At 65.4% G+C, this 23471-nt stretch carries 22 protein-coding genes; 15 read left to right on the top strand and 7 right to left on the bottom strand.

The features are described 5' to 3' along the window. Positions 1-22 precede the first annotated feature (22 nt). From VOI21_RS10685 to VOI21_RS10675, 3 genes are read right to left on the bottom strand one after another with little or no spacing between them, the layout of a single operon-like run. Entirely contained in the window at positions 23-640 is a 618-nt protein-coding gene (locus VOI21_RS10685) for a molecular chaperone TorD family protein (RefSeq protein ID WP_323770360.1), read from the bottom strand. Positions 641-654: 14 nt separating this feature from the next. Further along, on the bottom strand, positions 655-1287 hold the full coding sequence (locus VOI21_RS10680) for a DUF3306 domain-containing protein (protein ID WP_323769853.1): 633 nt from the start codon (positions 1285-1287) through the stop codon (positions 655-657). Then, entirely contained in the window at positions 1284-1820 is a 537-nt protein-coding gene (locus VOI21_RS10675) for a DUF3305 domain-containing protein (protein ID WP_323770359.1), read from the bottom strand. The genes VOI21_RS10680 and VOI21_RS10675 overlap by 4 nt, the downstream gene beginning before the upstream one ends. A 369-nt stretch (positions 1821-2189) precedes the next feature. On the opposite strand from VOI21_RS10675, the gene VOI21_RS10670 reads away from it, so the two are divergent. Next, positions 2190-4142 carry a 4Fe-4S binding protein gene (locus tag VOI21_RS10670; RefSeq protein WP_323769852.1) on the top strand — a complete coding sequence of 651 codons (1953 nt, stop codon included), beginning with the start codon at positions 2190-2192 and terminating at the stop codon, positions 4140-4142. Here VOI21_RS10670 and VOI21_RS10665 read toward each other — a convergent pair. After that, positions 4136-4897, bottom strand: a complete 762-nt coding sequence (locus VOI21_RS10665) for a hypothetical protein (protein WP_323769851.1) — start codon at positions 4895-4897, stop codon at positions 4136-4138. The genes VOI21_RS10670 and VOI21_RS10665 overlap by 7 nt on opposite strands. A 58-nt stretch (positions 4898-4955) precedes the next feature. On the opposite strand from VOI21_RS10665, the gene VOI21_RS10660 reads away from it, so the two are divergent. From VOI21_RS10660 to VOI21_RS10605, 12 genes are all read left to right on the top strand, one after another. Next, positions 4956-5147: a DUF6494 family protein gene (locus VOI21_RS10660; protein ID WP_323769850.1), complete on the top strand. Its 192-nt coding sequence runs from the start codon at positions 4956-4958 to the stop codon at positions 5145-5147. Beyond that, on the top strand, positions 5144-6220 hold the full coding sequence (locus VOI21_RS10655) for an Mrp/NBP35 family ATP-binding protein (RefSeq protein ID WP_416358972.1): 1077 nt from the start codon (positions 5144-5146) through the stop codon (positions 6218-6220). The genes VOI21_RS10660 and VOI21_RS10655 overlap by 4 nt, the downstream gene beginning before the upstream one ends. Next, positions 6217-6927 (top strand): biotin/lipoate--protein ligase family protein, encoded by a 711-nt coding sequence (locus tag VOI21_RS10650; RefSeq protein ID WP_323769849.1) that lies wholly within the window; start codon positions 6217-6219, stop codon positions 6925-6927. Before VOI21_RS10655 ends, VOI21_RS10650 begins: the two co-directional genes overlap by 4 nt. After that, entirely contained in the window at positions 6924-7403 is a 480-nt protein-coding gene (locus VOI21_RS10645) for a DUF6505 family protein (RefSeq protein ID WP_323769848.1), read from the top strand. The genes VOI21_RS10650 and VOI21_RS10645 overlap by 4 nt, the downstream gene beginning before the upstream one ends. Continuing rightward, positions 7384-9375, top strand: coding sequence for a cache domain-containing protein (locus tag VOI21_RS10640; RefSeq protein ID WP_323769847.1), 1992 nt, complete (start codon positions 7384-7386; stop codon positions 9373-9375). The genes VOI21_RS10645 and VOI21_RS10640 overlap by 20 nt, the downstream gene beginning before the upstream one ends. A 216-nt stretch (positions 9376-9591) precedes the next feature. Beyond that, a complete protein-coding gene (locus tag VOI21_RS10635) occupies positions 9592-9753 on the top strand; it encodes a hypothetical protein (protein ID WP_323769846.1) in 162 nt (53 codons plus the stop codon). Beyond that, the gene (gene hemP / locus VOI21_RS10630; RefSeq protein ID WP_323769845.1) at positions 9744-9911 is read left to right on the top strand and encodes a hemin uptake protein HemP; all 168 of its coding nucleotides are present in this window, start codon (positions 9744-9746) and stop codon (positions 9909-9911) included. The genes VOI21_RS10635 and hemP overlap by 10 nt, the downstream gene beginning before the upstream one ends. Continuing rightward, entirely contained in the window at positions 9908-10381 is a 474-nt protein-coding gene (locus VOI21_RS10625) for a hypothetical protein (protein WP_323769844.1), read from the top strand. The genes hemP and VOI21_RS10625 overlap by 4 nt, the downstream gene beginning before the upstream one ends. Positions 10382-10406: 25 nt before the next feature. Beyond that, a complete protein-coding gene (locus tag VOI21_RS10620; RefSeq protein WP_323769842.1) occupies positions 10407-11684 on the top strand; it encodes an imelysin family protein in 1278 nt (425 codons plus the stop codon). A gap of 106 nt (positions 11685-11790) precedes the next feature. Continuing rightward, positions 11791-13254: a di-heme oxidoredictase family protein gene (locus VOI21_RS10615; RefSeq protein WP_323770357.1), complete on the top strand. Its 1464-nt coding sequence runs from the start codon at positions 11791-11793 to the stop codon at positions 13252-13254. After that, positions 13254-14243, top strand: coding sequence for an imelysin family protein (locus tag VOI21_RS10610; protein ID WP_323769841.1), 990 nt, complete (start codon positions 13254-13256; stop codon positions 14241-14243). Before VOI21_RS10615 ends, VOI21_RS10610 begins: the two co-directional genes overlap by 1 nt. A gap of 1 nt (position 14244) precedes the next feature. Beyond that, positions 14245-15309 carry a DUF1513 domain-containing protein gene (locus VOI21_RS10605; protein WP_323769840.1) on the top strand — a complete coding sequence of 355 codons (1065 nt, stop codon included), beginning with the start codon at positions 14245-14247 and terminating at the stop codon, positions 15307-15309. Between the two features lie 6 nt (positions 15310-15315). Here the strand turns inward: VOI21_RS10605 and VOI21_RS10600 are convergent, their stop codons facing one another. Both VOI21_RS10600 and VOI21_RS10595 read right to left on the bottom strand, forming a co-directional pair. After that, the gene (locus VOI21_RS10600) at positions 15316-16482 is read right to left on the bottom strand and encodes an acetate/propionate family kinase (RefSeq protein ID WP_323769839.1); all 1167 of its coding nucleotides are present in this window, start codon (positions 16480-16482) and stop codon (positions 15316-15318) included. Then, on the bottom strand, positions 16479-17870 hold the full coding sequence (locus VOI21_RS10595; RefSeq protein WP_323769837.1) for a bifunctional enoyl-CoA hydratase/phosphate acetyltransferase: 1392 nt from the start codon (positions 17868-17870) through the stop codon (positions 16479-16481). The genes VOI21_RS10600 and VOI21_RS10595 overlap by 4 nt, the downstream gene beginning before the upstream one ends. A gap of 286 nt (positions 17871-18156) precedes the next feature. Here VOI21_RS10595 and VOI21_RS10590 point away from each other — a divergent pair, with 286 nt between their 5' ends. Next, entirely contained in the window at positions 18157-20472 is a 2316-nt protein-coding gene (locus VOI21_RS10590; RefSeq protein ID WP_323769836.1) for a Tex family protein, read from the top strand. Positions 20473-20571: 99 nt separating this feature from the next. Beyond that, a complete protein-coding gene (locus VOI21_RS10585) occupies positions 20572-22656 on the top strand; it encodes a calcium-binding protein (protein WP_323769835.1) in 2085 nt (694 codons plus the stop codon). 136 nt (positions 22657-22792) lie between these two features. On the opposite strand, the gene VOI21_RS10580 is transcribed toward VOI21_RS10585, so the two are convergent. After that, the coding region (locus VOI21_RS10580; protein ID WP_323769834.1) for a Hint domain-containing protein at positions 22793-23471 on the bottom strand (679 nt) is incomplete at its 5' end.

Genomic DNA, 23471 nt, shown 5'->3' with positions numbered 1-23471 from the left:
GCCTGTGGCCCGGTTCAGATCCTCACCTGCCGCTCATCCGAAAGGCCTCGGCCTCGATCAGCATGAACAGCCGCCCGACGGTGCCGACGGGCGTGTAAAACACCGAGTTCTTGGCGGTTTCGAGATCGCCAAAGAAGTGCGCAGCCCAAGGGCCGATATGCTTGTTGAAAAAGGCGCGCTGCGCCTCGATCTCTGACGGCGGACCAAAGCGTCCGACAATCATCGCGCCCATCATTTCCATCAGGCTGGCGATATTGTCCTCAGGCTCGAACACGCTGTCAGCCCGTTCCAGACCCAGCCGCGTCATGTCCTGCCGCAGCAGCGCCAGCGGCTTTTCGTTCAGAAAGCCGGTCAGATAGTACGAGGCATAGGGCAGCAGTTCACCGCGCCCCAGCCCGATAAACAGCTTGTTGTATTCGGACGTGACAGCCTTGGGCTTGGACACTTTCGCCAGCTTGGCCAGCGTGCCGATGGCCTGCCCCATTTCGGTGTCGTCGCCGCTAAGACTCGCCGTCTGCGCCAGCAGCATCTCATCCGGCGGGTTCGACAGCATCAGGCCAAGGTAATTGTACAGATCGGCGCGCAGGCGGTCCTCATCGGCGATCCGGGGGGCCTGGGCGGTTTGGGCGGTTTGGGTCATCTTGTCCTTGTCCGTCATGTGGCGGTCTCGAAACGAAAGCGCATCCGGCGCGAGGTCTGCGCGGCGGGGGCGTCTTCGTCGTCGGTCATCTGGTGAGGTCCGGGCGCGGGGGCCGGGACGGGGTCGCCCTGAACGTTTGCGGTCAACGCGGCCTCGGGCGCGTCATCGCCCCGGACCTGATCCGGGGCCTCGTCGTCGATTTCTACCTGCTTGGCTTCGGCCTTGGCCACGGCGGCGGCCTCTGCCTCGGCGGCTTCGACTGCCTTGTCGAACATGCCTTTGCCGACCTGATAGACCGTCTGCATGTTCTCGATCACCGTGGCGGCGTCGGTAAAATCACCGCCGTAGTCCACCAGCCCGTCAACATTGGCCAGAACCGGGTTCAGCCGCCACAGACGCCGCAGCGCGCGAGTCTTGAGCCGCTGCGGCACGGCGGCCTTCAGCAGGTCCTGCACCTGTTCCGTGCTCTGCATCTCTTCGGGGGCGGGCAAGTCCAGTTCGGCTAGGATGTCATCGTCAGAGCGCTCTTCAAGCTGCGCCTCCTGAACGGCGCGGGCCTCTGCCTCCTGCGCGCGGGCCTCTGCCACCTCTTCGGCGGCGACCTGCGCACGGCGGCGCGACCAGAAATCCCCCGGCGACGCGCTCATTGCATCCGCCTGCGTTGCAGCGCGGGCGAGGCATAGACATCCTCAAGCGAGCCGATACGCGGATCGCCGATACCGTCCTGGCTCAGGTCGACCCGATGCTTGTCGCGCTTGCGTTTGATAAAGACCTCTTCCTCGTGGAATTCCTCGACGAACTCCGCCACCCAAGCAAAGAACGCTGGCGGCATCGGCACCTTTTCGATGATTTCCTCACCGCTGTCGGCATAGTCTTGCGCCTCGAACGGCGAGGCGGTGACCAGCAGCGCATTCAGCGGGCAATCGCCTTCGCCTTCTTCGCGCAGGATGACGTAGATGCTGGGCGTCTGGGCGCCGAGCTCATGCAGATAGGCGTCTGTGTCGGCCCCGTGCAATTCCAGCACCAGCGTCGCGGCGTGGTATTCCACCGTGTCGCCCTCGCGCCGCAGTTCTCGCCAATCCGCGGCACCGGCACCGGGCAGCACCGCAGAAGCGGTCCAGACCCATTTCGCCCAACGAGTCACACCGGGCGCGCGCCGCAGCACGATCCCAAGCGGAATGGTCCGATAAGCATTCGGATTGTGGATCACGTTTGTCCTCCCCTCTCAGAGTAAGCGCCACCAAGCCCCCCCAGTGAAAGCGAAATCCTGCGTACGACGGTATTCCGACGCGCTTCCGGTCATTTTGGGCAGCCTTGAGAGGGCCGCCGAGCGCCTCTGGACGAATTGTCCAACCCGACGTTTTCACTCGGGAAACAGACGCTGCGAGACAGCACGAATCAGCCGCGCCGCAGCATGGCCGGATCGGGCGGCGCGGCACCTCACGCGCACCGGATAAACGGTTGTGGCGGGGATCGAATCATGGCTAGGCTCTGGCCGGGCGAGGTAAATTCGGACCCGTCAAGCGGGCTCTGAACGAAGGGGAAAACAATGGTCAAGTCATTGATAACATGCGACTGCCAAGGCACCATGGCGCTAGACGCCGAGGCGCTGGCGCGCAGCACCGGCCTTGAGGTCCGCCGCCCCTGTTCCGCCCTCTGCACCACCCAGATCGACCGCGCGGCAGCGGCGCTGGAGGGGGGCGACACAATTTTTTGCTGTACACAGGAAGCCCGGGTTTTTGAGGGTCTCGCAGAAGAGATGGGGGTGCCTGCGCCCCCGGTGCTGGACCTGCGCGATCGGGCCGGTTGGACCGCTGACGCCGGGTCCGCCCTACCCAAAATGTCCGCGCTGATCGCCGAGGCGCTGCTGCCCGCCGCCCCCGACCGGACGCTGGACGTGATTTCCGAGGGGCTGTGCCTGATCATCGGCGCGCCCGCCGTGGCGCTGCCCGCCGCCGAACAGCTGGCCCCGCATCTGGGTGTCACGGTCCTGTTGCCGGAGGGCGCAGAGGTGCCGGACACCCGCGCCTTTGACGTGATCACCGGACGCCTTCGGCAGGCCAAAGGCGCGCTGGGGCAGTTCGAGGTGGTCATCGACGACCTGCGCCAGATCGACCCCGGCGGGCGCGGCGGGTTCGCACTGACAGAGCCGCGCGACGGCGGCGGGTCGGACTGCGATATCCTGCTGGACCTGCGCGGAGAGACACCGCTGTTCCCGGCACATGAAAAGCGTGAGGGCTATCTGCGGGCGGACCCGGGCCACCCGCCCGCCGTGGCAGCCGCCGTTCTGGCCGCGTCGCATCTGGTCGGCACCTTCGAGAAACCGCTGTATGTGCGAACAGAAGCGCTGCTCTGTGCCCATTCGCGGGCCGGTCAGACCGGCTGCACCCGCTGTCTGGACCTGTGCCCGACGGGCGCGATCACCCCGGACGGCGACCATGTGACCGTCGATCCGATGATTTGCGCGGGCTGCGGCGCCTGTTCGGCGGTCTGCCCCTCTGGCGCGATCAGCTATGAGGCACCGCCCGTGGACCTGACCATGCGCCGGGTGCAGACGCTAGCCAAAGCGTATCTGGACGCGGGCGGCACCGCGCCACGGCTACTGGTGCATGACGCCCACGGCGCGGACATGATCCGCCTGTCCGCACGCCACGGGCGCGGCTTGCCGGTGGATGTGGTGCCGCTGGAACTGCCCGCTCTGGGTGCCTTTGGCCATGCCGAGGCCGTGGCCGCATTGGCCGCCGGTTTTGCCTCTGTCACGCTGTTGCCGGGACCGAGCACCGACCGCGCCGCGCTGGCCCCTCAGGTCGCGCTGGCCACGGCCATCGCCGGAGAGGCGCGTATCGGCATTCTGGACACACCCGACCCCGACACCATGAGCGAGGCGCTTTACGATGCCGTGACCCCCGCCCCGGTCACTGATCCCGTCCGCCCGCTGGGCACCCGGCGGCAAATCACCCGGCAGGCGGCGCGCGCGCTGCATTCCGACACCACCACCGCCCTGCCGCTGCCAGAGGGCGCGCCCTATGGGGCCGTTCTGGTGGACACCGATGCCTGCACGCTCTGCCTGTCCTGCGTGTCGCTCTGCCCCTCTGGCGCCCTGGGCGACAACCCTGACAAGCCGCAATTGCGCTTTCAAGAGGACGCCTGCCTGCAATGCGGCATCTGCGCGACCATCTGCCCGGAAAAGGCCATCACGCTGGAGCCACGCCTGGACCTCAGTGAGGCGGCACTGCGCCAAGAGGTTCTGAACGAGGAAGAACCCTTTGCCTGCGTCGAGTGCGGATCGCTGTTCGGGTCAAAATCCGCCATCGACCGGATCACCGAAAAGCTGTCCGGTCACGCGATGTTCCAAAGCCCCGAAAAGCTGCGGATGATCCAGATGTGCGACGATTGCCGGGTCAAGTCGCAGATGAACGCGCAGGACAACCCCTTTGCCGGGGCCGAGCGGCCCCGCCCCCGCACCACCGACGACTACCTGTCAAAGCGCCGGGATCACTGATGGATCAGCGGTGCCCCCAGATCGGCAGCCTGCAAGGCGGCGACATAGGCGACAATCGCGTCGACCTCTTCGATCGTCAGCGTGACCGGGGCGATGGGCGACGGCCGGTTCTTTGGAAACGGCAGGGTCAGCCCCTCGACCACGGTAAAGGCCGGATGCGGGTTCAGCGTGTAAAAGGCATAGAACCGTTCGTCCCAGTCGCGCAGCGTGCGCAGTACCATGAAACTGGGCGTCGACCCGATGCCAAAGCCGCGCGTCGCCTCGTCGATCACATGGCAACGGGTGCATTTGGCACGGCTGACCTTATGGCCCAGCTTGGCGTCGCCGTCGTAGGTCACGACGACGTCGACATCGGCGGCGTCGGGCGGCGGGCCGAACAGCGCCGTCCCCTCGGGGGCAAAACTGGTCACGGTGTTGGTGCCAACCTCGGACTCCAGCCATTCAGCAAACCGCGCAGTCCCGTCGTGATCGCCCCCGGCCACCTGCACATGCCAGACCGCATCCAGCCCGGCAAAGAGCGGCAGGCCCTCGGCCCCCAGCGCAATATCCGCCGCCGCCGGGTCCGTCACCAGTTCGACCCGCACGCGCGTCTTGAGCGTGAAGCGTGGCAGAATATGTTTGAACAGACCACTCTCGACCAGCGCGGGCGGCGCGTGCAGGCGCACGGGGCGATTTTCCTGCGCGGCGAGGGGCATCGGAACGATGGACAGGCAAAGGGCCAGTCCGCGAAGGGAATAGGCAACACCGGGGCTCATGGGGATATGCTAGGCCCCTGCCCCTTGTTGCGTCAAATGAAACAGGAGCGATGAAAAGATGAGCGAAGATTTCAACATGTCGATGCGTAAGTTCCTCAAGCAGGTCGGCGTGACCTCGCAGCAGGCCATCGAAGAGGCGATGCGCGACGCCGACACCGGCGGCAAGACCTTCCCGGTCACGGCGGTCATCACCATCCCCGAACTGGGCCTGACCCATGAGGTCACGGGCGAGATCAAGGGGCAGGAATGACCGACGTGGCATTGGGACGCGACGCCGTCCTTGAGGTACTCAAAGGCATCACAGACCCGGTTGCGGGCAGCGACATCGTCGCCAGCGGCGTGATGCGCGCGCTGAACGTCGAGGGCGGCACGGTGCGCTTTGTGATGGAGATCGCACCGCAGCACGCCAAGGCCTATGAGGCGGTCAAGGCAGAGGCAGAGGCCAAACTGGGTGCGCTGGACGGCGTGGACAAGGTCGCCATCGTACTGACGGGCCATTCGGAAAAGGCCCCGCCGCCCGATCTGGGCCTGAAGAAAAAGGCCGACCCCACCGGCCCGCAGAGGATCCCCGGCGTCGACCACATCATCGCCATTGCCTCTGGCAAAGGCGGCGTGGGCAAATCCACCGTGTCGTCGAACCTCGCCTGCGCGCTGGCCGCGCAGGGGCGGCGCGTGGGCCTGCTGGATGCGGATGTCTACGGGCCGTCGCAGCCTCGGATGCTGGGTGTTTCCGGTCGCCCCGCCTCGCCCGATGGCAAGACCATCCTGCCCTTGCGCAATCACGGCGTCACCATGATGTCGATTGGCCTGATGACCAATGAGGATCAGGCCGTGGTCTGGCGTGGTCCGATGCTGATGGGCGCGTTGCAGCAGATGATGAATCAGGTGCAATGGGGCGCGCTGGATGTGCTGATCGTCGATCTGCCCCCCGGCACCGGCGATGTGCAGATGACGCTTTCGCAGAAATTCCAGATCGACGGCGCGGTGGTGGTCAGCACGCCGCAGGACGTGGCCTTGCTGGATGCCCGCAAGGGGATCGACATGTTTAACCAGCTTAAGGTGCCGATCCTTGGTATGGTGGAAAACATGAGCACGCATATCTGTTCCAACTGCGGGCATGAAGAGCATGTCTTTGGCCACGGCGGCGTCGCCGCCGAGGCAGCCAAGCTGGGCGTGCCCCTGCTGGCAGAGGTGCCTCTGGACCTGCAAATCCGGCTGGCGTCGGACGGTGGCGCGCCCATCGTGGCAAGCCAGCCTGACAGTGCACAAGCGCAAGCGTTCCATGCCATCGCACAGGCGCTGGTCGCCCGGGGCGTGGCATGAGCCTGCCACCAGAACCGCTGACCTTCCCCCCCGCCATGAGCGGGGAGGAGGTCGGCGGCGATCCGTTTGACGGCGCGGTGATGCGCGCCGTCCGGGGCTGCGACGCGGGGCTGGTCTGCTACCGCACGGCCGCCGACCGCATGGGCGCGGCGCTGGTCTTTGCCCCCGAGGTGCCCCTGTCAGAGGCGATGGCCATGCTGCCCCTCTGCGGGGTCGGCTTTCAGAACGCGCTTGGCGCGCTGGCCCCGCCAGAGGTGGCGGTGCATCTGGCATGGGCGGGTGGCATCTTGATCAACGGGGCCTCCTGCGGGGCGTTCCGGGTCTGCGCCTCGACCCAAGACCCGGACGCCGTGCCCGACTGGCTGGTGGTGGGGTTCGAGCTGCCGCTGATCCTGTCGGCCATTCCCGGCGACGTCCCGGACCAGACCGCGCTCTATGAGGAAGGCTGCGCCGATGTGGCCCCCGGCGCGCTGGTGGAATCCTGGGCGCGGCACGCGCTGAACTGGATCGCCCGGTGGGAGGACGCAGGCACCAAACCGCTGCACGCCGAATGGCGCGGGCTGGCGCATGGCATGGGTGAGACGGTCGTGCAGGATGGCCGCCCCGGCACCTTCCTTGGCGTCGATGAACATTTCGGGATGCTGCTCCGCGATGCAGAGACCACGCATCTGATCCCCTTGACCAGCCTGCTGGAGGAAGCCCCATGAAACTGGCCCGCGCCATCCATTTCGACGAAAGCGACATGAACGTTTTTGGCAGCCCCGCGCGCACCGGCGAATGGTGCGTCTCTGGCGGGTTCGAATTCTCCAACTGGACAGAGGGCGACCTGACCGGCAAGGCACGGCAGGCCTTTGCCAACGGCTGGTTCGGGCTGGAAACCGGCGGACGCGTGACCTTTGTCGCGGTGACGGTGGTGGAACCGGCAGAGGTCGAGACCCTGACCACCCTGTTGGCGCAGCATTTCGTGACCTACTACGGCGCGCCCTCGGTCGAGGCGGCGCGCCCGGTGGCCGCAGATGAAATCGCCCACATGGCAGAGCTGTGTGAGGATCACGACGCCAACACCCTGCTGACCGTCGCGCGGGACCTGACGCCGTCGGGCGTGCGCGAGTCGTTCCGCATGATCGAGGCGCAGGCCGCCGGGCTGGACCAGTTTGCCATCCATGGATCGCTCGACGATTGACCGCCCCCGGCGCGCGCCTTGGCGCGCGTCCTCGGTCCGCCTGCGCCTTTTGGTGCTGGCGCTGGCGCCGCTTACCGTGCTGATGCCGCTTTTGCTGATCCTCGGCATGACACGCTGGACCAGCGATTATGACGCGCTGCTGATCGCCAATGTCGATTCAGACCTGCGCATCGCGGAACAGTATCTTGCCCGGATCATGACAACCACCGGGGACGAACTGACCGGTGTCGCCGAAAGCGCCGAATTTGCCCGCGTGCTGGCCGACAACGGACTGGCGTTTGACAGCTACCTTGCCGAAAAGCGCGAGGCGCTGGCGCTGGATTTCCTCTACTACCTGCCAGAGGCGGACACCGTTGGCGCGCCTGCGCGCTGGCCGGTGATCGTCTCCGGGCTGAACGGTCAACCATCCACGGAAATCGACATTTTCTCGGGCGCGGACCTGGCCGCCTTTCCCGGTCAACTGGACGCCCGCGCGCGTATCCCGCTGATCGAGACAGAGGCCGCCGTGCCCACCGACCGCACCGTCGAGGATCGCGGCATGGTGGTGCATTCCGCCGCCCCCGTGGCGCTGGACGGCCATACCGGCGTGCTGGTCGGCGGCATCCTGTTGAACCGCAATTTGCAATTCATCGACACGATCAACGCGCTGGTCTACCTCAATGCCGTGACCGGCGGCGAGCGTCAGGGCACCGCAACCCTGTTCCTTGAGGACGTGCGCGTCTCGACCAATGTGCGCCTGTTCGAGGACGTGCGCGCCCTGGGCACGCGTGTGTCTGCGGTGGTGCGGCAAGGGGTGCTGGGCGACGGGCAGACATGGCTCGACCGGGCCTTTGTGGTGAACGACTGGTATATCTCGGGCTATCTGCCAGTGACCGACAGTTTTGGCGACCGTGTCGGAATGCTGTATGTCGGTTTCCTTGAAGCGCCCTTTACGGCGGCCAAGCGGCGCGCGGTGCTGTGGATGCTTGCGGCCTTTGTTGGGGTGCTGATCCTGTCGGTGCCGTTGTTCCTGACGCTGGCGCGGGGGATCTTTGCGCCGCTGGAGCGGATGACACGGACCATGCAGCGTGTCGGCGCGGGCGATCTGTCGGCGCGCTACGGCGATGTCGGCGCGCGCGATGAGATCGGACAGGTGGCGGCGCATCTGGATGACCTCTTGGGACAGGTACAGGACCGCGACGCGCGCCTGCGCGCTTGGGGGAATGAGCTGAACCAGCGGGTCGAGGAACGCACCGCCGAATTGCGAGAGGCCAACGCCAAGCTGGAGGAAACCTATCGCCAGCTTGTGATGAACGAAAAGCTGGCCTCGATCGGCGAAATCACCGCCGGGGTCGCGCATGAGATCAACAATCCCGTCGCGGTGATACAGGGCAATGTCGACGTGATCCGCGAAACGCTGGGCGACAAGGCTGCATCGGTGAAGACCGAACTGGACCTCGTGGACCGGCAGGTGACGCGGATCGACGCGATGGTGGGCAAGTTGCTGCAATTCGCCCGACCGGGCGAGTTCCACGCCTATGACGACGTTGTCTCGCTGACTCCGCTGGTCGAGGATTGCCTGTTGCTGGTCGAACACGTCCTGTCCAAAAGCGCGATCACGGTGGAAACCTGGATGGAGACAGCACCGGATGTGCGGGCCGATCCCGGCGAAATGCAGCAGGTGATCATCAACCTGATCATGAACGCCTTGCAGGCGATGGGCTCAAACGGGCGCCTGACCCTGAGCCTGTCGACAGAGACGCGAAATGGACAAGACGGTGCCTGCCTGAGCGTGCAAGACAGCGGTCCGGGCCTGTCCGACGGCATGGCCGAGGCGGTCTTTGACCCGTTCTTTACCACCAAACACGGCGAAGGCACCGGGCTGGGTCTGTCGATCTCGCAGACCCTTGTGCAGCGGGCTGGCGGGCTGATCACCGCCGCCAACGGCCCCGGCGGCGGCGCGCAGTTCCGGGTCTGGCTGCCCGCCGCCTGACTCGACATCGCCCTGCCCTGCCCGCCCAGACCTGCCCTGCCCTGCCCTGAAAGCCATCATTTCCCAAAGGGTTTGGGGTGTTACGGCGCGCCTCGTTAACCGACTAAAATTGTCGGATTGACAAAGCATACCAAAATAGTCAGCTTTACATCACGCCAGCCAGCCCCGCGAATCCGGGCCTAGCCAACCCTGCAATCCGGCACGCGGAGACCCATAATGCTGTTTGCCAGCGATCACGCAGAAAACGATCAGACACCCGGACGCGCGACAGGTCCCGTGGACCTGCCGCTCTTTGACATTGGCCTGCCCACCCTTTTCGCCGCACTACGCCTGTTCGCCTGGGCCGAGGACACCCGGAGGGGCCAGCCATGGGCATGATTTCCACCCCCTCCACCAAAGGCACTGTCTTCGAGACCCTGCCCGTCTATGATGCGCGTGAATTGACCGAAGGCGGCGACCTTGCCCGCATCCGGCTGGCCGACCAGTTGTATACCCTGCGCATCACCCGCGCGGGCAAGCTGATCCTCACCAAATGAGCGACACCGCAAACAGAGGCGGCGCGCCGGTGGGCTACCTGTCGGAACTGGCCCCGGTCGAGGCGGGGGCCGTGCTGTACCTGCGGCTGTGGTGCGAAAGCGCCGAGGCCCGAAACCAGGTCTGGAACGACTTCGCCAGCCATCTGGGACCGGCGCAGGGGCGTCACGCCCTTGGGTCGTTTGAAACGCTTTGCGATCTCTGCGCGCGGCACGGTCGCCGCCCACTGATGCGCCATCACGTGACCTGCAAATGCCTTGGCGCGGACGAGTCCTGCTTTGCCACCTTCATCGGCTACGCCAGCGAGGGCCAACGCGAGGACGCGCTGCAAATGGCCATGACGCTGGTGCGCCCGGACATGGCCACCGTGCTTGCCGGACTGGCCGAGGATTTCGGCCTTGCCCTGCGGCGCATGACCATCACGCCCACAACGACACGTCCGACAACGACAAGAAACCAAACCCTTCACTAGCGAACGCCAAAGAGGACACCAGACAGTGAAACGCCTGAATACCCTGACCGCCGTCAGTGCGCTGACCCTTGCCGCAGGTTTCGGCTCTGCCGCAACCGCCGAGATCGCCAAGGCCGAGGTTCTGACCACCTATGCCGACATCGCAGAGGCCACCTATGCCGACAGCCTGATCGCTGCCCAGCGCCTGCAGGCCGCCGTTGATGCGCTGATCGCCACGCCGTCGGCAGAGGCGCTGCAAGCGGCCAAGGCCGCATGGCTTGCCGCGCGCGTGCCTTACCAGCAAAGCGAGGTCTTCCGGTTCGGCAATGCCATCGTCGACGACTGGGAGGGCAAGGTGAACGCATGGCCACTGGACGAAGGCCTGATCGATTATGTCGACCTGTCCTATGGCGGCCCGACCGATGAAAACGCCTTTGCGGCGCTGAATGTTGTCGCCTCGCCAGAACTGCCCCTGTCGGGGGCCACCGTGGACGCCACCGACATCACCCCTGCCCTGCTGTCCGACACCCTGCACGAGGCTGACGGGATCGAGGCGAACGTGGCCACCGGCTATCACGCCATCGAGTTCCTTCTCTGGGGTCAGGACCTGAACGGCCACGCGGCGGGCGCGGGCAACCGTCCCTGGACCGACTATGCCCAGGGCGACGCCTGCACCAACGACAACTGCGACCGCCGGGGCGACTACCTCAGGGCCGCGACCGAACTGCTAGTGTCGGATCTGGAATGGATGGCCGCGCAATGGGCCGAGGGCGGTGCCGCGCGGGCCGAAGTAATGGCCGATGAGGCCGCAGGCATCACCGCGATGCTGACCGGCATGGGCTCGCTGTCCTACGGCGAACAGGCGGGCGAACGGATGCGCCTTGGCCTGATGCTGAACGACCCCGAGGAAGAGCACGACTGTTTCTCCGACAACACGCACAACAGCCATTACTACGACGGTCTGGGCGTGCAGAATGTCTATCTGGGGGAATACGTGCGCATCGACGGCGCGCTGGTCACGGGTCCGTCCCTGTCCGATCTCGTGGCGGAAAAAGACGCCGCACTGGACGCCGAGATGAAGACCAAGCTGGCAGGCACCATGATGGCGCTGGGCCGGATAAAAAGCGCCGCAGAGGCCGGGTTCAGCTATGACATGATGCTGGATCGTGGATCAGAGGCCGGTGAGGCGCTGGTCATGGGCGGCGTCAACGGTCTGATCGACCAGACCCGTAGCATCGAACGTGTGGTTGTGACGCTGGGCGTCGACTCCATCGCCTTTGAAGGGTCCGACAGCCTCGACGACCCCGAGGCCGTCTTCCAGTAACTCCGGAGTCATAGCGTTGAACCTTTGCAGCCGCCGCCACAAAGCTTTCACCCATCTGGTTCGACCGACCGCCGCGCTTGTCGCGGCGGTCTTCGGCTCTGCCACTTTGGCGGGCCCATTGGACGAACCCCACCTGAACGTCATCCCCCGCACGGCAGAGGAATCCGCGCGCATCGCCCGCGTGCTTGCCCCGCCCGCCTCTTTCGATACGCCGCAACGGTTCGAGGACAAGCCCGCCGGGGCCGCCACCGTGCGCGTGACCCCGGACACCAACGCCTTTTCCCTGCCTTCCGCCAGTCTCGATTTCGAGGGCGAGCTGAACTTCAAGGTCGGCAACGGGTTATTCCGCAAGCTCTGGGTGTCGTCGCCCTCGTCGACGCTGGCCTCTGACGGGTTGGGGCCGCTGTACAACGCGCGCTCCTGCCAGCGCTGCCACATCAAGGACGGGCGCGGCCATGCGCCCGAGGGGCATGACGACAATGCCGTAACGATGTTCCTGCGCATCTCGGTGCCCGGCGGCCCTGCCGACATGATCCCCCAGATCGAGGATTACATCGCCACCGCTCCTGACGCCACCTATGGCGGCCAGATGCAGGATTTCAGCCTGCCCGGCCATGCCGCCGAATACCGGCTACAGGTCGACTATGAAGAGATCGAGGTGCCGCTTGCGGGCGGCGCGGTCGCATCGCTGCGCAAGCCGACCTATACCGCCGCCGACCTGGGCTATGGCCCCCTGCACCCCGAAGCCATGCTCAGCCCGCGCGTCGCCCCCCAGATGATCGGCCTAGGCCTGCTGGAGGCGGTGCCTGCGGCGGACATTCTCGCCTATGCCGATCCGGATGATGCGAACGGAGACGGCATTTCCGGTCGTGCCAATGTGGTCTGGTCTGCCGAATACGACATGCCGATGCTGGGCCGCTTTGGCCTGAAAGCAGGCGCGCCCACCATCCGCCACCAGAGCGCCGCCGCCTTTTCCGGCGACATCGGCATTTCCACGCCGCTGTTCCCGAATGCATGGGGCGAATGCACCGAGGCAGAGGCCGAATGCCGCGCCGCGCCGCATGGCGACGGCGATGACCGGGTGTTCGAGGTCGACGCCGAGGGGCTGGACCTCGTGACCTTTTACAGCCGCAACCTTGGCGTGCCCGCCCGACGCAACGTGGAAGACCCGCAAGTCCTGCGCGGCAAGGAGATCTTTTACACCACTGGCTGCACCGACTGTCACCAGCCCGCTTTTGTCACCCACCGGCTGCAAGACCGCGCCGAGCACAGCTTTCAACTGATCTGGCCCTATACCGACATGCTGCTGCACGACATGGGCGACGGTCTGGCCGACCACCGCCCCGAGGCCCGCGCCACCGGCAGCGAATGGCGCACGCCGCCGCTTTGGGGGATTGGATTGACGTCGCAGGTGTCGGGGCATAGCCAGTTCCTGCACGATGGCCGCGCGCGGTCGTTGCTGGAGGCGATCCTCTGGCACGGCGGTGAGGCGCAGCCGCACCGCGACAGCGTGGCGGCATTGCCCGTGCCGGACCGCGCCGCCCTTATCGCCTTTCTGGAGAGCCTTTGATGCGTCGTTCCCTTTTTGCCCTGATGTTTGTCGCCTTGCCTGCAGGGGCTGAAACCCCCGATGTAGCGGCCAACGTCGACGGCCATGTGCTGCCCCGTTACCGGACACTGGCCGCTGAAAGCGCGGAACTGGCAGGTGCCGCCGCCGCCAACTGCGCCTCTGACAGCGCCCAATTACGAGCTGCTTACGGTGCTGCCTTTGATGCATGGGTGGCGGTCAGCCACCTGCGCTTTGGCCCCTCTGAACAGGGTGATCGGGCCTTTGCGCTGGCCTTCTGGCCGGACAGCCGGGGCGCGACACCCAAGGCGCTTGGCCGCCTGATCAGCGGCGCAGACCCGGTGATCGACAGCCTTGAGGGGTTTCAGACCGTGTCCATCGCCGCGCGCGGCTTTTACGCGATGGAATTCATGCTCTACGATCCGCAATTCGCCTCGGCGGGGGACGCGGGCTATCGCTGCACGCTGGTGCAGGTCATAGCAGCGGATATCGCAGACATTTCCTCAGACATCCTTGCCGGGTGGGAGGGCGGCTATGCCAACCTGATGCGACTGGCCGGGAACGACACCTACCGCACCCCGGACGAGGCCGCCAAGCAACTGTTCACCGCGCTGTCCACCGGGCTGGAGTTCACCGCCGACACGCGTCTGGGCCGCCCCTTGGGCAGTTTCGACAAACCCCGCCCTAACCGGGCCGAGGCCCGCCGCTCTGAACGCTCTTTGCACCATGTCGTCTTGTCGCTACAGGCGCTGCGCGACCTTGGCGCACGGCTGTCCGATGGAGATGCCAAGCTCGACGCCGCCTTTGAGCGCGCCTTGCAACGGGCAGAGCAATTGGGCGATCCGGTTTTTGCCGGGGTCAGTGAACCACAAGGCCGGCTGCGGGTCGAGACCCTGCAACAGCGCATCGCCGAAATCCGCGAGATTGTTCGCAATGATCTTGGCCCCCGGCTGGGAATCGCCGCCGGGTTCAACTCGCTGGATGGGGATTGAGATGACAAATCGCCGGGGTTTTCTGGCCGGGTTGCTGGCCGCAGGGGCCTGCCCGCGCCCCACATGGGCCGAGGCGGGCGCACCTGCGTTCCTGTCGGCGGCGCGGGCATCCGACGGGCGCTATCTGCTCTGCGGGCTGCGGGCCAATGGCGACCTCGCCTTTGCCCTGCCCCTGCCCGACCGGGGCCATGCCGCCGCCGCCCATCCGGAGCAACCTCTGGCAGTGGGGTTCGCCCGCCGCCCCGGGCGCTTTGCCGTGGTGCTGGACTGCGTCACGGGTCAGGAAATCGCCCGGCTGGACGCCCCGGAGGGGCGGCATTTCTACGGCCACGGGGCCTTTTCCCCCGATGGCGCGCATCTGTTCACCAGCGAGAATGACTATGAGGCCGCGCGCGGCGTGATCGGGGTCTGGTCGCTGGCATCGGGCAAACGCCTGACAGAGTTCTACTCTGGCGGGGTTGGCCCGCATGACATCAAGCTGATGCCCGACGGGCAGACGCTGGTCGTCGCCAATGGCGGGATCGAGACGCATCCCGACGCAGGCCGGAGCAAACTGAACATCCCTTTGATGGAGCCTAACCTGAGTTTTCTCAGCCTCGATGGCGCGCTGCTCGACCAACAGGAACTGGACCGCGCCTTGCACAAGAACTCGATCCGGCACCTTGCCGTCGCGCCTGATGGCCTGGTCGGCTTTGCGATGCAGTGGCAGGGTGATCTGTCCGACGATCCGCCGCTCCTGGGCCTGACGCGCCAAGGCGGCACGCCGTTGCTGGCCACATCCTCTGCGGCGGAGGCGAAAAGGATGATGGGCTACGCGGGCAGCGTGGCCCTGCTGTCCGACCGGAACGAGGTTGCCATCACCTCGCCGCGCGGTGGGTTGGCGCAGGTCTTTGACACTGACACCGGCGCGCTGAAACGCAGTTTTGACATGGCGGATGTCTGCGGCGTGGCGGCCACGGCGCAGGGTTTCCTTCTGACCTCCGGCAGTGGCGACATCACCAGCGAGGCGCGGGGCTGGACCACCGCCCACCCCCTGCAATGGGACAATCATCTGGTCGCGATATGACCCGTCTCAGCCCAGCGCCATCGCGGCGCGGGCGATGACAATTTCCTCATTTGTCGGCATGACCAGCACCCGCACCCGCGACAGATCCGTGCTGATCACGCCGTCATTGCGCAGGTTGCGGTCCTCATCCAGGTCGATCCCCAACCAGCGCAACCCCCGGCAGACCTGTGCCCGCACCGGGGCGGCGTTCTCACCGATCCCGCCGGTAAAGACCACCGCATCCAATCCTTCCAGCGCCGCCGCAAGCCCGCCCAGTTCGCGACGGATGCGAAAGCAGAAATACTCTACCGCCTCTCGCGCGCCCGGTGCGTCCGAGGCCAAGAGCGTGCGCATATCGCTGCTGACACCGGACAGGCCCAGCAACCCGGATTTGCGATACAAAAGGTCAGAGATCGCCGCCGCATCCATCCCCTCTGTATCCATCAGGTACAGCACCACGCCGGGATCAAGCTGTCCGGACCGGGTGCCCATCGGCAGACCGTCCAGCGCCGAGAACCCCATGGATGAGGCAATAGAGCGCCCGCCAAGCAACCCGCACATCGACGCGCCATTGCCCAGATGCGCCACCACCACCCGGCCCGCGTGCAGGGTCGGCGCAGTCTCGGCCAGCGCACCAGAGATGTAGTCATAGCTCAATCCGTGGAACCCATAGCGCCGCACGCCCTTGTCATAATAGCTGCGCGGCAGCGCGAAAGTGTCATTCACAAACGGATGGTTGCGGTGAAAAGCCGTATCGAAACAGGCCACCTGTCGCGCGTCGGGGAATGCCGCCAAGGCAGCGCGGATCCCGGCAAGGTTATGCGGCTGGTGCAGCGGGGCGAACGGCTCCAGCCGTTCCAGATCGTGCAGCACCTTGGGCGTGATGACCGTGGGCGCGGCGTAGTCCATGCCGCCATGCACCACCCGGTGCCCCACCGCACTGATCTGCGCGTCCGGAAAGCGCCCCGTAATCTCATGCAGCACGGCGGCCAGTGCGCCCGCATGATCGCCCGCCGCATGCGCCGGCAAAGCGGTGTCGACCAGCGACGTGCCCTCAGCATCCCTAAGGTGCAGCACCGCCGCCCCGCCGATCTTTTCGACCTGACCGCCAACAATCAATCCCGGATGCCGCCCTTCGAACAGCCCGAACTTCAGCGACGACGATCCGGCGTTCAGTACCAGCGCAAAGGTCATCCCTTGCCTCCCTTGATGCGGGCATCGTGCAGCGCCGCCACCGCGCAAGAGGCCAGCCGCGACATGTCATCATCAGCGCGGCTGTTCAGGATAATCGGCACCCGCGCGCCCAGCACCAGCCCTGCGCTTTCGGCGTGGCTGATATAGGCCAGTTGCTTGGCCAGCATGTTGCCCGCGTCGATGTTGGGCACCACCAGCACCTCGGCCCGACCGGCCACCGGCGACGACAGCCCCTTGGTCCGGGCGGCGGCCAGATCGACGGCATTGTCCATCGCCAAAGGCCCGTCCACCAGCCCGCCGGTGATCTGCTTGCGCTCTGCCATCTTGGACAACAGCGCCGCATCGACGGACGACGGAATATCCGGGTTCACCGTCTCTACTGCCGACAGCACGCCCACCTTGGGTTCCTCGATCCCGATGCTGATGGCGATGTCGATGGCGTTCTGCACGATATCCATCTTGGTCTTGAGGTCGGGCGCGATATTGATCGCCGCGTCGGTGACAATCAGCGGATGGGCCAGCCCCGGCACATCCATCACAAAGACATGGGTAAACCGCCGCCCGGCGCGCAGCCCGGTCTGTTTGTCCAGCGCCGCCCGCAACAGGACATCCGTGTGCAGATGCCCCTTCATCAAAGCCCCCGCCCGCCCCGCCGTCACCAGCGCAACCGATTTCTGCGCGGCAAGGGCGTGATCCGGCTCTGCGATGATCTCGATCCCGTCCAGACTGCGGCCAAGATCCTCGGCGGTGCGGGCGATCTTGTCAGGGTCTCCCACAAGGATCGGCTCGATCAGCGTATGCTCGCGCGCCAGCAGCGCGCCCCCCAACGAGTTCGGCTCTTCGGGCGCGATAACGGCGGTCACCAACGGCGGCAGCGGCGCGGCCCGCGCCAACAGCTTTTCGAAATGACGGTGCCGCTGGACGATCAGGCCGGGCAGGTCGTGGCTGTTATAGCTCAGCTTGCGGCGCGGTGCCTCGACCTCGGCCACGCCGGACAGGATCAGCGCGCCATCGGCGGGGCGCGTGACCTCTGTCGCCAGCGTCACGGTGCAATCCTTTTCGTTGCGGTCCGTCACCGTGACGCGGCTTTCCAGTTCATCCCCCGCATGAGCGCGGTTGTGAAACACAAGGCTCTGCGAACGGTACAGCGTCCCCGCCCCCGGCAGCAGGTTGCCCAGCACGGCAGAAATCAGCGAGCCGACAAACATCCCCGGAGCCACCGCCTCATTCACGCCGTCACCGTCGCCATCGGCGTCAAAGACATGCATCGGGTTATGGTTGCCAGAGACATTGGCAAACACCAGCAAATCGTCCTGCGTACACAACCGGCGCAAGGTGGCGGTCTCTCCTACGTGCAGTTCGTCAAAAATCCGGTTCTCAATCTTCATCGCTCAATACCTCATTCCTGTTTCTGCCACCCGTCGCACCGCTTGGTGTTCAATGGCCCGCATCGCCCGCATCGCCGCGCTGTTGCTGGACGCACCTTGGTGGATGGGATGCGGGATGGGATTGACCCAAGTCAATGCCGCAGGCGCGACGCAACGGAAACGCACAGGCCGGTTTCCATACCGGATGGTTTTTCCGGCAGAGGCTGGCCGCCCTCATACGCAATCTGTTGGCAGTTCCCCATCCAACGGCTAACAAGGCGGTCCACATCACGCAGGGAGCCTTGCCTTGACCACAGCCCAGGACCGCATTTACCGCCAAATCGCGACGGAAATCGGCGCAGCACCGGGACAGGTGTCCGCCACGGTCGATCTGCTCGATGGCGGGGCGACCGTGCCCTTTGTCGCGCGCTACCGCAAAGAGGCGACCGGCGGGCTGGACGACACGCAACTGCGGACATTGGCAGAACGTCTGGACTATCTGCGTGAACTGGAAGCCCGGCGAGAGACGATCCTTGGCTCGATCCGCGATCAGGGCAAGCTGACCGATGCGCTGGCGCTGTCGATTGCCAAGGCCGAAACCAAGGCCACGCTGGAAGACATCTACCTGCCCTACAAACCCAAGCGCCGCACCAAGGCGATGATCGCCCGCGAAAACGGGCTGGAGCCGCTGTTGCGCGCCATCCTGTCCGATCGCCGTGCAGACCCCGAGGCGTTGGCGGGCGCGTATCTGTCCGACGCGGTGGCCGACACCAAGGCCGCGCTCAACGGCGCGCGGGATATTCTGGTCGAGGAACTGGCCGAGAATGCCGTTCTCTTGGGCCGGTTGCGCGGGTTCATGCGGGCAGAGGCCCGCATCACCTCCAAGGTGGTGCCGGGCAAGGAACAGGACGGGGCCAAGTATTCCGACTATTTCGACCATGACGAGGCATGGGCCAACATCGCCGCGCACCGGGCGTTGGCCATCCTGCGCGCCGCGAAAGAGGACATTCTGACCGTCGAAATCGCGCCGGAACCAGAGGCGGGCGTCGACCGCGCCATCGGCATGATCGCGCTGGAAATCGGCATTCCGGGTGACGCGCCGGGCGATCTCTGGCTGCGTAAGGCGGCAACATGGGCGTGGAAGGTCAAGCTGAGCCTGTCGATGTATGTCGATCTGCTGGGCGAATTGCGCAGACGCGCCCACGAAGAGGCCATCAGCGTCTTTGCCCGCAACCTGCGCGCGCTGCTGCTGGCCGCCCCGGCCGGGGCGCGGCCAACCCTGGGTCTGGACCCCGGTTTGCGGACCGGCGTCAAGGCGGCGGTGGTCGATGCCACCGGCAAGGTGCTGGAGACCGCCACGCTCTATCCTCACCAGCCGCGCATGGACGTGCGCGGCACAGAGGCCAAGATCATCGAGATGGTCAAACGTCATGGCGTGGACCTGATCGCCATCGGCAATGGCACCGCCAGCCGCGAAACCGAACGTGTGGTCGCCGATACTCTGCGCCTGCTGCCCGACGGCGCGCCGCGCCCCACCAAGGTTGTGGTGTCAGAGGCGGGCGCATCGGTCTATTCGGCCTCGGAACTGGCGGCGCGCGAGTTTCCCGATCTGGACGTCTCGTTGCGCGGCGCGGTGTCCATCGCGCGGCGCTTGCAGGACCCGCTGGCCGAACTGGTCAAGATCGAGCCGAAGTCCATCGGTGTCGGCCAGTATCAGCACGACGTCGACCAACGCCATCTTGGCCAAGCGCTCGAAGCGGTGGTCGAGGATGCCGTGAACGCCGTCGGGGTGGACCTGAACACCTCTTCGGCGGCCCTGCTGGCGCGGGTGTCCGGGCTGGGACCGCGTCTGGCAGAGGCGATTGTGGCGCAGCGCGACTCAGAGGGGGCCTTTGTCTCGCGCAAGATGCTGCTGAAGGTGCCGGGACTGGGGCCAAAGGCGTTTGAACAATCCGCCGGGTTCCTGCGGATTCGCGACGGGGCAGAGCCGCTGGATGCCTCCTCGGTCCACCCGGAGGCCTACGGCGTGGCGCGTCGAATCGTCAAGGCGTGCGGGCGCGATCTGCGCGCGATCATGGGCGACGGTGCCGCGCTCAAACGCCTGCGGGCAGAGGATTTTGTGGACGACCGCTTTGGTCTGCCCACGGTTCAGGACATCCTTGTCGAGTTGGAAAAACCCGGCCGCGACCCCCGGCCGGAATTCAAGACCGCGTCCTTTGCCGATGGCGTCGAAGAGATGAAAGACCTCAAACCCGGCATGTTGCTGGAGGGCACGGTGACCAATGTCGCCGCCTTTGGGGCCTTCGTCGACATTGGCGTGCATCAGGACGGTCTGGTCCACGTCAGCCAGTTGGCGGATCGGTTTGTCAAAGACCCGCATGAGGTGGTCAAGGCCGGCGATGTGGTCAAGGTCCGGGTGCTGGAGGTCGATCTGCCGCGCAAGCGCATCGGCCTGTCCATGCGCAAACAGACCAGCGACGGCCCGCAGCCCGACGCCCGTCCAAACCGCGCAGCACCCAAGGCCGACCGCAGCAGGCCCAAAGGCCCGCAAAACCCCAAACAAAGCAATGATACCGGCGCTTTGGGCGCGGCTCTGCAGGCCGCCATGAAGAAAAAGACCTGAGGCAACGGGGGCCGAACCTGCCCAATACGGGCAGGTTTCGGTGGCATCACGGCACGAATCGTCTAAGATTTCGGGAAAATTTCTCGGATTTGGGATGCCATGATTGCCTATTTCGTCCTCGCGGGCCAATCCAATATCGATCAATGGTTCAGCGCCGGGGGCGGCAGCGCCCTCGATGCGTTCCGCGAGACCTTTCTGGCGCTCAATCCGCAATACACCGACGTGCAGTTCTTTGACGCGGCGCGCGGCGGGTCCGCCATGCTGGCAGGGTCCGCGTCGCAATACGCGGACAGCCGCGCCCCCGACGATCCCGACCTGCACACCCGGATCAGCGAAAACCACTGGTACGACGAAACCAATGGCACGGCGGGGCCAAACCTGACCCTGTTCACCGACCGGCTTCGGGCCGAGGTTGCTTCGGGGACCGTGTTTCTGGGGGTGATCTGGGCGCAGGGCGAGGCGGACACCACCTATGTCGGCGCGCATGGCGGGGCCGCTTATGCCGACGGACTTTCGTTTGTGCTGGATCAGATTATGGAGGCCAGCGGCGCGCCCCGGGTCTGGATTCAGTCGCTTGGAGACCGGGCGTTCTACTCCCCAAGCCTGCACGGCGGGACAGAGGCCATTCGCGCCGCCCAGCAACAGGTGGCCGACAGCAGCGACGCCATCACCCTTGCCACGGCGATCTATGATCTGGATCTGCGCGACAGCGTTCACCTGACCGACGCAGGCTATGAGACCGCTGCCCGCCGCATGGCCATCGCCATCTCGACCGGAGAGGTATCGCCCGCCCCGGCTGAGGCCGCGCTTGTCGATGCGACCACCCTTTTGGTGCAACTGGACCTGACGCCGGGCCAAGTGGCTTTGCTGGCCATCGATCCCGACAGCCTCAGCGTGTTCGACAATGGCGTCGAGATCCCGATCACCTCGGCCACACTCAACGCGGCGGGATTGCTGCGGATCACGACTGAGACCGCGCTGACTCAGCCCACGGTGTCCTACGGGGCGGCCAGCGAGACCGTCTCGATGCAGGGCGCGAACTTCATCTATGTGTCCGGGCCACACGCCACGGTCCCGGTGCTGCCATTCTCGCTGACCGTGAACCCCTCGCGCCTGACGGTCGAGGAACAGGCCACCGGCCTGCACATCCAAAGCGATGCGCGCAGCGAAAGCCTGACCGGCCTGTCGGGCGACGATACCCTGATCGGGAACGCGGGCCATGACACCCTCTTCGGCGGCTGGGGCCGCGATCTGCTGATCGGCGGCGATGGCAAGGACACCTTTGTCTTGGGCGCGGACGGCAGCCTCGACACGGTGGTTGATTTTGACCTTACTCAGGACGCACTCGGTCTGCCGGGCACCTCCGCCGCCGACGTGAGCTATGTCATGCAGGCCGACGGGCTGGAGGTCGTCACCGCACAGGGCCAACATATCCTGCTGCAAGGGATCGCGCTGGACGACGCGGATCGCATCGTCTTTCACACATTGGGCAGCGACGCCGCCAACACCTTGACCGGCCACCAAGGGGCCGACCGGATCTTTGCCCTTGGCGGCAATGATACCATCGACAGTGGCGCGGGCACCGACCGGATCACCACGGGCGACGGCGCTGATGTGGTGATGTTCGGCAGCGGCTACGACACCAATGTCGTCTATGATTTCGACACCGCGCGGGACAGTATCCAGCTTGTCGGTGTGGACGCCTCTGACCTGACGTTCCGCCCCTACAAGGACACCGATCTGGAACTGCGCACACCTGACGGCGACCGCCTGATCCTGCGCAATGTGTCCCTGTTCGAGGCCACTCAACTGACCCTGATCGACGCGCCGCAGACGGTGGGGATTCTGACCGGAACCAAAGACAGCGACATCCTGCACGGCACCGCGCTGGACGAGTTGATAGAGGGTCTGGGCGGCACCGACAGGCTGTATGGCGGCGGCGGCGCGGATGTGTTTGTCTTCCGCGAAGGATCAGGCCTGAACGTCGTCTACGATTACGTCGTCGGCGAGGACCGCATCCTTGTGGACCCTGCGGAGATCGGCACGCTGATGATCCTGCCCTACGGCGAGGACGACGCCGAGATCAGGCTGGCCTCCGGCGACAGGATGGTGCTGCGAGACGTCGACGTTCTAAGCCTGACCGCCGAGCATCTGCTGGTCGCGGTGCCCGACGATTTTCTCTAAGCGGTTTTGGATGTCAGGCGTCTGGATTTTTTCCACGCGTCCCACGGGTCGCGCAGCACATGGATGCTGGCCGCCAGTCTCCGGTTTTGTTGCACAAATCGGATTGTGACCGGGTCTCCGCTTTCCCCAACCCGGCCTATCCTACCGGCACCGCGACGGGTATGCCGAGCGCGGTAGTGCGGTTGTGCACCGCGACGCAAAGCTGGATTTCCGCGACCTTCCGGTCGACGTCTCTCGCCATCAGGGATTGGCCGAGGAGCCTGATACAGCTCATCTTGCTCTCGACGCGGCTTCGGCGGTGGTATCCGCTCCATCGTCGCCAGATGGCGCGGCCCAGATATCGCGATGCATTGTCGGCCTCGTTGCGGGCGACGGCCCCGGCGCTGGTAGGTTTCAACGGTTTGGCGTTCCTGCTTGGCCGGATTACCGCAAGTGCGCGACGGGCTGCAATTGTGTCGTGGCATTTGCCTGTGTCATATGCCCCGTCGGCGGTCACTGACCCGATGGTTTGTTCTGGCGGGATTTGATCAGGCATCATCCGAAGCGCCACCTGTCCCGGATAGAAACTTTCGGTCGCAACACCCTCAGATAAGATGACCTGATGTTCCTCGAACATCAGATGGATATAGGTCAATTTGCGTTTGCCGCGCGCACTCCGCACGCCATCCATGGACAGTGCAAGATGGAACGAACGGGCGAAATTGTCTTGCCCGACCAATACCCCGTGCTGGCGCGACACGAGCAAATCACGCTCTGCCCCGAAGGTCCCGCGGCGGAACAGGACCGGAAGCAATTCCGGGGTGGATTTCAGTTCA

It is taken from the genome of Antarctobacter sp., from assembly GCF_034670325.1.
In the GTDB taxonomy this organism is placed as follows: domain Bacteria; phylum Pseudomonadota; class Alphaproteobacteria; order Rhodobacterales; family Rhodobacteraceae; genus Antarctobacter.
Note: the sequence above shows the minus strand (reverse complement) of the source record. Positions and strands in the feature narration are given on the sequence as shown.